Annotated in this window: 14 protein-coding genes; 4 read left to right on the top strand and 10 right to left on the bottom strand. The window is 37.3% G+C overall.

Annotated features, from left to right (window positions below; all coding sequences use genetic code 11):
• Nucleotides 1-83 precede the first annotated feature (83 nt).
• Nucleotides 84-968, top strand: coding sequence for a TetR/AcrR family transcriptional regulator (locus tag X953_RS07265; protein ID WP_040954982.1), 885 nt, complete (start codon nt 84-86; stop codon nt 966-968).
• Nucleotides 969-1,303: 335 nt separating this feature from the next.
• Here the strand turns inward: X953_RS07265 and X953_RS07260 are convergent, their stop codons facing one another.
• The 6 genes from X953_RS07260 to X953_RS07235 form a co-directional block, all read right to left on the bottom strand.
• Nucleotides 1,304-2,890: a BCCT family transporter gene (locus X953_RS07260; RefSeq protein WP_040954981.1), complete on the bottom strand. Its 1,587-nt coding sequence runs from the start codon at nt 2,888-2,890 to the stop codon at nt 1,304-1,306.
• A 146-nt stretch (nt 2,891-3,036) separates the two neighbouring features.
• On the bottom strand, nt 3,037-3,792 hold the full coding sequence (locus tag X953_RS07255; RefSeq protein ID WP_040954980.1) for an STAS domain-containing protein: 756 nt from the start codon (nt 3,790-3,792) through the stop codon (nt 3,037-3,039).
• Nucleotides 3,776-4,438: a B12-binding domain-containing protein gene (locus X953_RS07250; protein WP_040954979.1), complete on the bottom strand. Its 663-nt coding sequence runs from the start codon at nt 4,436-4,438 to the stop codon at nt 3,776-3,778. Before X953_RS07250 ends, X953_RS07255 begins: the two co-directional genes overlap by 17 nt.
• Before the next feature lie 21 nt (nt 4,439-4,459).
• Entirely contained in the window at nt 4,460-4,807 is a 348-nt protein-coding gene (locus tag X953_RS07245) for a hypothetical protein (RefSeq protein WP_040954978.1), read from the bottom strand.
• On the bottom strand, nt 4,807-5,112 hold the full coding sequence (locus tag X953_RS07240) for an antibiotic biosynthesis monooxygenase (protein WP_040954977.1): 306 nt from the start codon (nt 5,110-5,112) through the stop codon (nt 4,807-4,809). The genes X953_RS07245 and X953_RS07240 overlap by 1 nt, the downstream gene beginning before the upstream one ends.
• A gap of 116 nt (nt 5,113-5,228) precedes the next feature.
• Nucleotides 5,229-5,846: a hypothetical protein gene (locus tag X953_RS07235; protein ID WP_052350078.1), complete on the bottom strand. Its 618-nt coding sequence runs from the start codon at nt 5,844-5,846 to the stop codon at nt 5,229-5,231.
• A gap of 153 nt (nt 5,847-5,999) precedes the next feature.
• On the opposite strand from X953_RS07235, the gene X953_RS07230 reads away from it, so the two are divergent.
• Together X953_RS07230 and X953_RS07225 are read left to right on the top strand one after the other, a co-directional pair.
• Entirely contained in the window at nt 6,000-6,626 is a 627-nt protein-coding gene (locus X953_RS07230) for a metal-dependent hydrolase (RefSeq protein WP_040954975.1), read from the top strand.
• A gap of 108 nt (nt 6,627-6,734) precedes the next feature.
• Entirely contained in the window at nt 6,735-7,559 is an 825-nt protein-coding gene (locus tag X953_RS07225) for an alpha/beta fold hydrolase (RefSeq protein ID WP_040954974.1), read from the top strand.
• Here the strand turns inward: X953_RS07225 and X953_RS07220 are convergent.
• Both X953_RS07220 and X953_RS07215 read right to left on the bottom strand, forming a co-directional pair.
• Nucleotides 7,556-8,212 carry a DNA-3-methyladenine glycosylase gene (locus X953_RS07220; RefSeq protein WP_052350077.1) on the bottom strand — a complete coding sequence of 219 codons (657 nt, stop codon included), beginning with the start codon at nt 8,210-8,212 and terminating at the stop codon, nt 7,556-7,558. The genes X953_RS07225 and X953_RS07220 overlap by 4 nt on opposite strands.
• Nucleotides 8,213-8,250: 38 nt before the next feature.
• Nucleotides 8,251-8,844, bottom strand: a complete 594-nt coding sequence (locus X953_RS07215; RefSeq protein WP_040954973.1) for a class I SAM-dependent methyltransferase — start codon at nt 8,842-8,844, stop codon at nt 8,251-8,253.
• A 183-nt stretch (nt 8,845-9,027) separates the two neighbouring features.
• Here X953_RS07215 and X953_RS07210 point away from each other — a divergent pair, with 183 nt between their 5' ends.
• Nucleotides 9,028-9,570 carry a DUF420 domain-containing protein gene (locus tag X953_RS07210; protein WP_040954972.1) on the top strand — a complete coding sequence of 181 codons (543 nt, stop codon included), beginning with the start codon at nt 9,028-9,030 and terminating at the stop codon, nt 9,568-9,570.
• Nucleotides 9,571-9,608: 38 nt separating this feature from the next.
• Here X953_RS07210 and X953_RS07205 read toward each other — a convergent pair whose 3' ends face one another.
• On the bottom strand, nt 9,609-10,703 hold the full coding sequence (locus X953_RS07205) for a hypothetical protein (RefSeq protein WP_040954971.1): 1,095 nt from the start codon (nt 10,701-10,703) through the stop codon (nt 9,609-9,611).
• Nucleotides 10,704-11,060: 357 nt separating this feature from the next.
• The gene (locus X953_RS07200; RefSeq protein WP_040954375.1) at nt 11,061-12,233 is read right to left on the bottom strand and encodes an IS256 family transposase; all 1,173 of its coding nucleotides are present in this window, start codon (nt 12,231-12,233) and stop codon (nt 11,061-11,063) included.
• Between the last annotated feature and the right edge of the window lie 434 nt (nt 12,234-12,667).

Below are 12,667 nucleotides of genomic sequence, written 5' to 3'. Positions count from 1 at the left end.
ATTTATATATTTTTTTCAAACATTGATAATACAAGGTTTGTGATGTATTATAGAAGTATACTTAAAGTACAAAAGGTGATTAAATGAATGATCGCAAACGTCAAGTAATATTTACAGCACAACGTCTTTTTATTGAAAAAGGCTTTAGTAATACTTCCGTTCAGGATATCCTTGCTACTTCCAATATTTCCAAAGGTACATTTTATAATTATTTTCCTTCTAAAAATGCCTGCCTAATGGCAATCATGGAGTACGTTAACGAGGAGACATTTGTGAAACGTAGAGAGTTTCTGATTGGAAAAGATATCTCCGACAAAGAAGTGCTTGCAAAGCAAGTTGCTATTCGTATGCAAATGAACAGGGAGCAGAACCTGTTTTTGCTTTTTGAAGAAATATTTCATTCTGGCGACCAAGAGCTTCGGGAATATGTAAAAAAAAGCCACTTAGATGAACTGTTCTGGCTTACGGAAAGACTTGTAGATGTGTACGGAAAAGAAACTGCTCCCTATACGATGGATTTAGCTGCTTTAATGCTTGGAATGATGCAGCATGTTATTCATGTTTGGACAGCAACCGCAAAAGATATCGGTAATCTCCAAGCACTTGTGCAATTCGTCATTCGCAGGCTTGATTCAATCATTCCGGACATGATACAAACAAAAGATAAATTCCTGAATGATGAAGTCTATATCCTTTTAAAAAACAATCTCCAAAGGAAAGAATATTCAAAAGAGGATGTTACTTCCCAACTGGAAGGTTTTTGTGCAAAGCTTCCTGCTGAAAGGAATCAGAGTGGACATGAGTACGCACAATTTCTTATAGAAGAGTTAAAAAATGATCAGCCAAGGACGTATTTGATTGAAACAATAACCCGTTCATTTACGGCCGCCTTTAGTGGCACCTCAGACGAAGCAGAGGCAAGAGAGCTTGCGTCAAGAATATGGAGTATTGCCGGGAAAAATGATTAGTCAAAAAAGGTGCTATTGCGAATGCTGGGCGACGAACTTTTATATGTGGGAAAAGCGAATTTTAACTGGAGTGTTAATTAGAAATGGATGAAGTTAATCCGCCGGAGAATTGATTAATCGGCAGCAGAAGAATTTTATCCGCCAGAGGTTAGATTAATCGGCAACAGGTGGGGATATTTTGGTAAAAGATAAAGTTTGCTTACAATATCCTGTTTCTAAACCTTAATATAAACAAAATTAATATCTCTATGATGTAATTTGTTGTAAACATTCGTTATTTCTTAGGTTGAATCACTTAAAATCCAAACATACAAAAAAGCGTAGCCTCATCAGGGCTACGCTTTCTTCCTTTTGTTATCTGGTTTGTCTTTTTCCCTTACATTGTTTAACCATGCTTTATCCTGATCCATCATCTTCTTAGCTGCATAGATCGTTAAGAACTGAATAGCAATAATTGGTATTCCCATAATTCCGGACAATACTTCCAGTGGTGCCAGTCCTCCAATTCGCATAAGTAATAAAGCCAGAACAGTAATGACTGCTGCGACAATAATCCTTAATGTTTTGGATGGCTCTGCTTTACTCATATTTTCTGTACCGGTATAGGAAGCAATTGTATAGGTAGTAGAATCAAGCGTTGTAGTTAGGAAGATCGTTGCGATAATGATAAATACTACCATGACAATAGTAGGCAACGGTAAGGAAGATAGGATAGCTGGAATGGCAGCCATTTTATCATCACTTACAATATTTAATACATCTACTTCTCCTGTTAAATAACGCTGAACTCCTAGTCCACCAAGTACACCAGTTGCTACCCATGATATTAAGGTTGGTGCTAGCAAATAAGTAAGAATCATTTCCTTGATTGTTCTGCCTCTTGATATTTTTGCAGCGAAAACACTATGGAGCATGGCCCAAGTTGCACTATAAGCAAACCAGAAAATTAAGTGACTTTCAATATGGGTGCCGCCATTTAAATCCAGTGAATTCGTATATAACGCCAGGTCAAAATAATTTGATGCGAGAAAACCAATCGTATCTGTAAAGTAATCAAGAATAAATACCCCTGGACCGATAAGAACAACAAATAAAGCAAAGGCCCCAGCTAAATACATATTGGCTGTACTTAATTTTTTGATCCCTCGTTCTATCCCTAAATATGCACTAATAGAAAATAAAAATACCCAAATTAAAGTTACAATTAACGTAAGAATAAAGTTAACTTCTATGTTAAATAACTCAGCAACATTATACGTAATAATTGGTGTCCCCAAACCAAGTGTAACAGCGGCACCTGAAAGAATACTAACTAGAAAAATAACATCTAAAATTTTGCCACCTATTCCATCTGTGAATTTGTCTCCAAAAATTACTCGGCATGCTTCAGAAATCCGCATAAACGGTCGCTTACGCACATGTAAAACATATGCCATTGCCGGGGCTGCCATGACGAAGATAGCGAATACTTGAAAACTCCACATAAACATACCATATGTGTTCCCCCACATTAAGGCTTGTGTGGAACCCGGGTCCACCCCAAACGGTGGATCATTGGCTACAGCTGCCCATTGGACCAATGCTGTACGCATAATAGTAGAGCCAAGCCCCATGGCGATTAAGATAGAGGCATATTCAAACATCGTAAATCTAGGTTTTTCCATTGGATCCCCTAGTACTACATTTCCGTATTTGGAAAAGGATAAATACAGTCCCGCGACTACAAGTACGATCGTATACCAAATATATCCCCATTTAAAATTATCTACAATTGAATCAAAAATTCCATTCATTACTTCTAATGATTCTTTTTCGTTCATTGCAAATGGGATACAAATTCCAATGATAATAAGTAACGAAGGAAGGAAAATTCGATAATCTATCAGTCTCTTGCTGAAACCTCCCTGTTTACTCTTACTCATACTAATTGACCTCCTAAACATTTTTTACAGTACTCTACTAATTTCCGCTAACTAACTTCCTTAAACATAATTAGCAAATAAAATAGCGTAAAAAATGCAAAGTTGGTCCCTTTGCTTCTTTTAAAAAACTCATTCAATTTAAATGCTTAGCTCGTAAGTCTCATTATTGCCTTTTGCAGTGATGGTAAAAATTGAATATCAAGCGGAATACCTAATTCATGGAGTGTTTTGGCATGTCGTGGTCCAACACCAGTCACAGTCACTTGCTTTCCTAGCATTTCCAATGATCGAAATAATTTATTAAAACCCTTTAGGCCATCCCGATCTATTCTGCTGATCGCAGTAAAGTCAATAATTAACTTTGTAGCAATGGCATCATAGGCATTTTGAATAATTAACTCACTTATCATTTCGCTTTTCTCTGTGTCTATCTCACCAAAAATGGGGATGAGTGCTAATTCGTTGGTCACCTGGATAAAAGGCGCAGATAATCGATTGTTTTCTTCTAAAACAGCTTCTGCTTTTTCCTTTTCTTTAAGTAATTCTATATCTGTTGCTTGTAATCTGGATTGAAGCTTGTTTAAATGTGCACTTACCCTTGTTATAGTTGGATCCTTTTTTAAAATAAGTAATTCTGCATGAAGCTCCCCCCGCCAACCAACATGGCAATCAACCAAGGATAATTCTCCAAGCTTATCTATAATATTTATCTCAAAGGAATTTTTCGCTTTGGAAGGATGGAGCATTTGCAAAATTTTATCCTGGCTTCCTTCATCTATAATTTGTAAAAGTGTTTTAGGTTGTCCAAACCACTCTGTTGCTTCCTTCGTACAACCAAGAATTTCCAGGTTTTTATCTACCTTAAAAATAGGTACAGGAATAACACTATCCACTTCTTGCATCAAGAAACCTCCCTCCTTCTTCCATATCATTCAACCAATGTTGCAAGGCATGTAAATTATTCATAGAAAATACTTGGCTTGTTAACTCATTAGGTATTGGAAATTTGTCTGCCATTCGGCCACCAAGGACTATAAATGGTTTGTTATCGACATTTGATAGTCTCCGAACGGTCTCCGTTAATTTAGGCAATCGATACGATAAAGCAGCAGACAAGCCGATCACTGTTGGTTGCCAAGCGTTAACAGCTGTAATTGCATGTTTCAATGGAAGATTCGGACCTAAATATCGTACTTCCCATCCATTTTCTTTAAAAACATTTGCAGCCATTTTAAGTCCAATATAGTGCTCTTCTTCTTCCACTGCAAATAACATTGCCTTTGTATGAAGGGGATTGGAGACATCATTCTTTCGATTTTCCATCATGGAAATAACGAAATCACAAGTTGCTGTAGCTAAATGCTCATCGGCAACAGATATTTCATTTCTTTCCCAACGTTTACCTATTATATACATTGCCGGAGTTAAAAAATCCTCATATAAGGAAAGCTGTCTATTTGCTTCTAAATAATCTGTAATATAAGTTATCGTGCCTTGCTCATCGCCTGCTAACAACAATTCTGCAATTTTCTCAGGGTGTCTATGCATCCTTCGTATCCCCCTTTCTTATTACTCCATCTCTTTAAGCAATGTTAAAGCATTGTTTAAATACGAGCTATACTTTTTTTCTTCTTCGGCTTCTTTCATTTGAGAGATTAATCGCTCAAAATTATCTATAATTAATTCTTTCCCAACATTTCTACTTGTCAGCACCTGCTCCAACCATTCTGTATAATCAATAAAAAATTGTTTGTCATTCATATAATAAGCTGTTTCTAAATGATTTAAATGATGGTGATTATCTTCCATTGTCCGCTTATGTCCATTCTCGCCAAACTTTTCCCAAAGATAGGGATGTGCATCATAAATTTGCTTTACTACTTCTGTCACAATTTGTTCTTTTCTCGCTGTATCCATTATTCAGCAACAACCTTGAATTGCGTTACGCGTGGAATGATAGCTGCAAGTTCCTTATCAGGGTATTTTTTCTCAAGTTCATGAATTTGTTTATATTCATCACTTCTTGCCCATTTCAAATAATTTTCTCTCTTATCCCATTCCAAGTGGACTGTCAGTTCTGAAGGTTTTTTTTGATTTTGAAGTAATTGAAAAGACAAAAATCCTTCTGCTTTATCTACCATTCTGGATCGATTACGATATATTTGTATAACTTCTTCTGCCTTCTCTTCTGGAACCGATACCGTAGAATTTACTATATACATAAAAGTCTCCTTTAAATTCAATCTTTAACTACAATTCTATCATATATTTGGCAATACAAAAAACATCCGTACACACGTAACGGATGAATGCTAGCCTTCATTTTTATGGATAGGTATTATTTTAAGTAGGCTTTCAAGGTTTCTGCCGTAAAATACTCTTTAATACCATTTTTATCTAGTAAGTATTTCAACATCTCTTCTTCTGTCATTCCAAGTCCTTTTAATCCTTTTATGATCATAGAAAGGTAGGCTACGGATGGTCTATTATATGTTACCAGGTCTTGCAGTTCCTCTAAATTAACAGTAAAAGTAAACATAGGATATCCATCTTCATCCCCTAGGTAAACGATTCGGCCATACCATCCATTTGTGATGCTTAAGCTTCCTTCTTTTATAACTTTTTCTAAATCTATTTCTACTGTATGCATATTATTTTCCTGTGCAACAACTTCACAAAATTGTTCTGCGGTTATAAGGTATTTCCTACCGAAAGTGGGTTGTCCTTCAGTACCTTCTTGGCCGATAAAAGCAACCCCGCCTTTTCCCCATTTACTACGTTCCTTTGCAAAGAAAAGGGAGTAGGGCAGCTCCGCTTTACTCGTTTTCATAGGTGGTGTCTGATCAGTACAACCTCTTTCTTTTTTCGTTGACCCTTCAGGTGTGTCCCCATTAACGTAGCATAGAAATCGTTCCTCACAAATATTAGAGCCGTAGCTTACATACCACACATTCATCGTCATTGCCTCCTAAGCCGTGTCTTTCTATTATAGTGCCATAAACAGAGGAATTATCACAGTAAAAAATTTTTCTGATATTCTCTAAACAGAACATACATTTTGTTGTAGAATAGGAGAAGCATACAAATAACGCAGAAAGGAAATAATGATGTGAATGGTACAGCACATGCAGCAATTGGAGCTGCAGCCGGATTTATTATCGCAAATAAATATCAGACAGATCCAACAACGACGATTTGGCTAGTAGGTATCGGTGGTGTCTCAGGGTTAATTCCCGATCTTGACATTGATGGAAAGCTTCGTGGTAAAATCACGCTTTCCCACCACCTATTTCGTTCGATCGCACAGTTAATTGCAATTCTGATTATGGGATATAGCTTTTATGCAGGCACAGATACAGAAAGATATATAGGTATTGGCATCGGACTTGTTTTACTTGCTATTGCCTCATCCATCAAGCAAAAACATATGCTGCTTTTGACGGGAATAGGAGTTCTCGGAGCTGGTGCAACCCTACAGGAAACGTGGCTTATGCTGCTTGGGATCTACATATTAATTGCTTCCCTTGTGTCTCATCGAAGCTATACGCATTCACTACTCGGAGTCATTTTCTTTGGGGTGATTGCCTCCAAGCTTGAAGTATCTCTTGGAAAAGAAGGCATCTATTTGACCTGTATGGCTGGGTATATTAGTCATTTACTTGCAGACAGCAAACTGCTTCCGTTCAATAAACGCGGAGTAAAGCTATTTCTCCCTCTTTCCTCAAAGGAGTTTTAAATTATAGAAACACGTATTTAATAATCATACGTAGAAATTTTCAACGCGAATGTACGAGCTAACGCTTGTAACCTAAAATGTAATTATGCTAATAAAGGAGGTACTTCCATGAAGGAAGAAAACTATAATCAAAAGCATATCCAATTACCTAGTGGAGAAATCTATGCAGAATACGTGCTTAATGATAAACCGCCACTTCTGCTCCTTCATGGATTTGTTTCTTCCACCTATACGTTTCATCAACTAATGCCCTTATTAGCGGAAAATTTTTCTGTTATTGCAATCGATTTAATAGGTTTTGGTAAAAGTGAAAAGTCTACCAGCTTTATCTACTCTTATGCTAATTATGCCAAACTGATCAAAGAGTGTATGGACTATTTTCAATTTAAAAAGATAAGCATTGCTGGTCATTCCATGGGTGGGCAAATCGCTCTCTATACTGCTAAACAATACCCGGAAAGTATAGATAGGTTGATATTACTTGCAAGTTCCGGCTACCTTCCAAGAGCTAAAAAAGGAATGATTTTTGTAAGTTACCTTCCTTTATTCCATCTGTTTGCCAGAAGACACGTGCAAAAACAAGGTGTTGCAAAGACACTACAAAATGTTCTCTATAATCAGGAATATATTACGCCCGAACTAATTGACGCATATGGAGCGCCACTTAAAGAGAAAAATTTTTATAAAGCATTGATTCGGCTACTGCGCTACCGGGAAGGCGACCTTAGTCAAGAAGCTTTAAAACAAATAAAGCAGCCTGTCCTGTTGATTTGGGGTAAGGAAGATAAGGTTGTATCCATTCGAGTAGGCATGCAGCTTGAAAAAGACTTGCCAAATGCGAAATTAATCAGTTACACTGACACTGGTCATTTGGTTACAGAGGAAAGACCAGAGGAAGTTTATAGAGATATTATCACATTTATCAAACATTAATTGATCTTTGGATGGATCACTTCTCCTTTATCCTTTCTTATATGATCATCATCAATAATGCGCCATAGATAAAAAGATGCAATCGTTTTGTATGGCTCCCATTGCACGGACTTTTCCAGTAACAGTTTTTTACCATCTGTTTCGTTGTATCCATAAAGCCATTTTGCAGCTCGCTGTAAACCAACATCGGCAAGTGAAAGAATGTTCATTCGTTGCATGGAAAAAATAAGAAACATCTCTGCTGTCCATGGACCAATTCCTCTGACAGCAGTCAATCTACTCATTATTTCTTCATCGGAGAGGTAATCGAGTTCTTCCAAAGGGAGTTCCCCATTTTGGACGCGTTCTGTCAAATCCCGTAATGAGGCAATTTTTTGTTTGGAAAAACCTAACTTTTTTAGTGTATGCTCATCCATACTCTCTATTTTTCCAGGAGTTATTTCTCCTTCACATGCGGTAAACACACGTTCTCGAATGGTGTTTGCTGCTTTTACGGAAATGAGCTGACCAATGATAGATTGGACTAGTGAGCTATAATAATTCCCGCGTATTTGGATCTGAATATCTCCAATAAGCTCAATTACTTTTGCCAGTTCAGGGTCGTTCTTACAAAGATAATGAACCTCCTGGCTATCCATGTTTATTACTAGCATGATTATACCTCCCTGTTTTGCTGCTATTGTTTTATTTGCTATTTTGTGTTTTTACACGTAATCGTCAAAAATAACCCTTTGTAATACCGATTAATACGATCTACCTCTAATCCTGCCTGTCCCAGAAAACTTACGATATCCCGATTTAGATGACATCCATCACATACTTTCTTCCAAGCAGGTGTCAACATATCTTGGGCATGGGCAAGCAAAGGCTGTTCCATCCGTACATGTTCAAAAAATAAAAGTGGCGCTCCTGGTTTGCTGACACGTCTAATTTCTTCCAGGGCTTGGAGTGGATCCGGAATGGTACAAAATACTAATGTAGAAACCACGGAATCGAATACATTCTTCTCAAACGGAAGCTGCTCCGCCTCTGCTTGATGCATTGTAATCGGCACATTGGCAGAAGCTATATTTTTCTTTGCTTGTTGAATCATCTGTAGATTAGGTTCAATAGCATCCACACGCTCTACTTGCTTATAGTATGGAAAATTCACCCCTGTACCTGAACCAATTTCCAATACATTTCCCGACGCATTTGCCAGAAGTGCTCTCCGGATGTGATTAAATTTCATTTTCTCTAATGGTTTCATAATAGGATCATACACACGTGCAAACAGGCTTCCCAAGCTAACACCTCATTTCTTTTTCTAATTCCATTCTATCATTTTCCTGTTTCCTTATTCATTCAATACCTGTCCAACTAATAGGAAGCTATCACACCATATAGAAGTTAGTTGTTGCTTGCCCTTTTTCTGCACAGCACGTATGCTTGATAATGAAACAAATGAATTGAAGGGGACATCGATCTAATGACAACAAATGATATAAAACAAAAAAATTACACACCACTTATTTGGGTCCTATCGATAGCTATTGTGGCTGTAATTTTCGGTACAAATCTATTGCCTAAAAGTAAAGATGGCACCATATTTGGAATGGAACTGACTGTATTACCAGGTATTAATGCCTTTTTAAATAGTTTTACATTTCTGTTCCTAATTGGCGCTCTCATCATGATTAAGAAGAAAAACATTCTGGCACACCGCAGATTTATCGTAGCTGCTTTTATAAGCACGTTTCTGTTTTTCATTTCTTATTTAACCTATCATTCCATGGCAGAATCAACAACCTATGGCGGAGATGGCCCACTTATGTATGTGTATTATTTTGTTTTAATAACACATATTGTACTTGCAGCCGTCATTGTGCCATTAGCATTAATCACATTAAGCAGAGGATTAAATATGCAAGTGCCAAAACATCGACGAATAGCTCGTTGGACAATGCCACTTTGGCTGTATGTCAGCTTTACAGGCGTACTCGTATATTTCATGATCTCACCGTATTACTAAATAAAATGAGATGGGAGCAAATAGCCCCATCTCATTTTTTATTGATAGTTAACAATAGCTGGCGCTGGGTCCAATTGCAGTACCTGCTCCGGTGTTAATACTGGCTTATCATTTTTCTTAAATACTTTAAAGCCACCATACTGAATTGGCTGGTCTTTAACCAGCTTACCATATGCACTTAATTTTATCGCAGCATCACCGAAACCATCATAATTAAGTGGTACTTGTACATGTTCAGTTGGATGAATTTTTTCTTTATTTTTAATAATACCATTACCAAATTGATGGACAAGTACTAATTTATCCGGTAACTGATTTTCCTTCACAAGCTGATCAACATATTCGACTGCCTTCTGAACATCTTCTCCATTCACCTGGCCAAGATCCTCTCCCGGAACCTCCCCTTCCTGTACACTATATTCTGTATCAATAGCAAGATGGACATATGGTAATTTTAAATATTTTTCAATTGCTTTTACTTCCTGCATCACTGTGGCGCGACCGAGCTGAATATCCAAAAGCAGTAGAGCTCCATGCTTTTTCGCAAGCTTGGCATATTCTTCAATCACTTCTTCATTTGGCGGGGAAACATATAACCCATCCGGGCCTGGATCACGATTTGCTACTGTAGCAATTAGTTCGATTGTTGGTATGGCTGGACGTTCTGGATCTAATTCAGAATATGCTTTTGTATGCTCCTTTAACTTCTTCATCATTTCTTCTGGTTCATATTCACCGAGGATCCCCATATTTTCGGACAAAGGTGTTCCATAAAACGCGACGAGTCGATGATCTTTCAATGGACCATTCGTTTTATCCTCTTTTCCTTTTTGCAATGTCTGACCAAGAGGAACACTTCTCTCTCTTTCTCCTCCATGTGCCTCATTTGCCGGCATGAGTTTTTTCTCTTCCTCTGTATAATTCTTTTCCAGCGCAACAGCTTCACTTGACGGTTGTATCGGTTGATATGCTTCTATGTAAGGTGATTTTTTATCCTGCTTTTGGTTCTCCTCCTTTTTTTCGTGGTTTTGCGCTTCCTTATTCTCTTGCTTCGTTTGATCTGATGAATTGCTGCATCCTGCAAGAAGTGCCAAACCTATAAGTAGGATGAATATTAATCTCTGTTTTTTCATGCTGCTACCTCTCCAATCATTTGTCCTGTTTTGGAAATAATACCCTTAGGAAGCCTCACTGAAACACCTCTTTTTATCTTATCAATTGGGATATGTTTCTTTTTTGCAGAAGTGTTGCCTGGGGAGTGTATTCTGTCTATTAGGGCGGTAATGTCAATAATTATGTGTAAGCTACTAAACAGGGGATTTATCCTCCATATATAGTTATTGATCTAAATAAGATTTAATATGATTCGCTTAGGTTCTCCTTCGCTTGCCTTGCCGGCAAATATATCTTGGATGGTGGTTAGGTTGTCAAGCGGTTTTCTTTACTACTTAGCCACCATCCGAGACAATAGATTAGGCAGGCGAAGGGTGCTACTCATTTAGTTGATATCTTTCTTTAAACATCTTTTGTAATTCTGTATAGGCAGATCTAAAAGTAGTATTTTTCCTGTTTTTCCAAGTTTCATTATAGTCAATAGAAACCAAATAGATGATCTTTTCGACAGCTTTTTCACTAGGTAGACTATTCATCGGTTTAAGCCTCTTTTTAATTTCTTTTATAGCTCTTTCGATTGTATTTGTTGTATATATTTGAGGTCGAATGATTGGTGGATAATCGTAAAACCGTAATAAGTCTGACAAGTCTTCTTCCCATGACTGAATTACCTTTGGATATATTTTTTTCCAATTCTGTTTAAATTTCTCGAAGTTTTCTAATGCTTGTTCTTTATCTTCCGCACGGTAAACTGGTTTTAAATCTTCAAATAAATGTTCTTTATCTTTTACACGTACCATGGATTGAGTATTCCGTAATTTATGAACAACACAGCGCTGTACGTCAGCTTTAGGAAATACTTCTTTTAGCGCTGCGTCTAGTCCTGTTAGACCATCGAAAACGCCTAATAGAACTTCTTCTACACCACGATCGCGTAGTTTATATAACTGTTCTTTCCACACATTAGCACTTTCTTTACCGCCCACACGGAAATCAAGAATTTCCTTTTGTCCATCTTCATTCATCCCAATAATCATATAAATGACCTCGTTATCTACATCCTGCCGGCGCAATTTAAAATAGGTCCCATCTAAATAAAGAACCGAATATCGTCTGGATAATGAACGTTTCTTCCAGCTTTCAATATCGTCTACTACTACATCTGTAATATTACTTATGGTGGCTGCAGAATATTGGTCGCCTAATATTCTTTCAATAAATTGCCCCACTTCTCTCGTGCTGAAACCATGTTGGTACATATTGATAATAGTTTCTCCTAACCATTTTTCACGTCTTTCATAAGGACCAAAAACATGGGTTGTGTAATATCCCTCTCGATCTCTAGGGACAGATAGGTTTATTCTTCCATACTTTGTATCTAAATTGCGTTGATAATAACCATTTTTACTACTATCTAATTCCGGATTTTCTACTTTAAAAAAGTTTTCTCTTTCCTCTTCCATAATTAATTCCAATTTTTCTTTTACAAAGCTTTGTACAAGGTTTTCTAAGTGATTAGAAAATAGATTTTCGGGTAGACTATTAGACATCGGTAGGTCATCCTTTCAATTAGTTATTGGACTAGCTATAAAGAGGATGTCCTACCTATTTTTATTTAAACTTCTTTCTTACACAAAATATTGTACATCATCATTAGGGCAGCTCTATTGGACATAATTGTTGCCTGGGGAGTGCATTCTGTCTATTAGAATGGTTCTATTGGACATAATTGCTGTCTGGGAAGTGCATTCTGTCTATTAGGGCAGCTCTATTGGTCAGAATTGCTGTCTGGGGAGTGCATTCTGTCTATTAGAATGGTTCTATTGGACAGAATTGCTGTCTGGGGAGCGCATCCTGTCTATTAGAACGGCTCTATTGGACAGAATTGCTGTCTGGGAGCGCATCCTGTCTATTAGAACGGCTCTATTGGACAGAAATCTACTTGGGAATCGCGATCTGTCTATTAGAATAGATAAAACACATA

The organism is Virgibacillus sp. SK37 (assembly GCF_000725285.1).
In the GTDB taxonomy this organism is placed as follows: Bacteria; Bacillota; Bacilli; order Bacillales; family Amphibacillaceae; genus Virgibacillus_Q.
This window is presented reverse-complemented; position numbering and strand designations above follow the sequence as displayed.

What these genes read in the sequence shown, in the direction of transcription:
- X953_RS07240 (WP_040954977.1), bottom strand. Translation starts at nt 5,112, where the DNA reads ATGTATATAGTAAATTCTACGGTATCGGTTCCAGAAGAGAAGGCAGAA.
- X953_RS07245 (WP_040954978.1), bottom strand. Translation starts at nt 4,807, where the DNA reads ATGGATACAGCGAGAAAAGAACAAATTGTGACAGAAGTAGTAAAGCAA.
- X953_RS07255 (WP_040954980.1), bottom strand. Translation starts at nt 3,792, where the DNA reads ATGCAAGAAGTGGATAGTGTTATTCCTGTACCTATTTTTAAGGTAGAT.
- X953_RS07265 (WP_040954982.1), top strand. Translation starts at nt 84, where the DNA reads ATGAATGATCGCAAACGTCAAGTAATATTTACAGCACAACGTCTTTTT.
- X953_RS07220 (WP_052350077.1), bottom strand. Translation starts at nt 8,212, where the DNA reads ATGCTAGTAATAAACATGGATAGCCAGGAGGTTCATTATCTTTGTAAG.
- X953_RS07235 (WP_052350078.1), bottom strand. Translation starts at nt 5,846, where the DNA reads ATGAATGTGTGGTATGTAAGCTACGGCTCTAATATTTGTGAGGAACGA.
- X953_RS07260 (WP_040954981.1), bottom strand. Translation starts at nt 2,890, where the DNA reads ATGAGTAAGAGTAAACAGGGAGGTTTCAGCAAGAGACTGATAGATTAT.
- X953_RS07210 (WP_040954972.1), top strand. Translation starts at nt 9,028, where the DNA reads ATGACAACAAATGATATAAAACAAAAAAATTACACACCACTTATTTGG.
- X953_RS07225 (WP_040954974.1), top strand. Translation starts at nt 6,735, where the DNA reads ATGAAGGAAGAAAACTATAATCAAAAGCATATCCAATTACCTAGTGGA.
- X953_RS07250 (WP_040954979.1), bottom strand. Translation starts at nt 4,438, where the DNA reads ATGCATAGACACCCTGAGAAAATTGCAGAATTGTTGTTAGCAGGCGAT.
- X953_RS07200 (WP_040954375.1), bottom strand. Translation starts at nt 12,233, where the DNA reads ATGTCTAATAGTCTACCCGAAAATCTATTTTCTAATCACTTAGAAAAC.
- X953_RS07205 (WP_040954971.1), bottom strand. Translation starts at nt 10,703, where the DNA reads ATGAAAAAACAGAGATTAATATTCATCCTACTTATAGGTTTGGCACTT.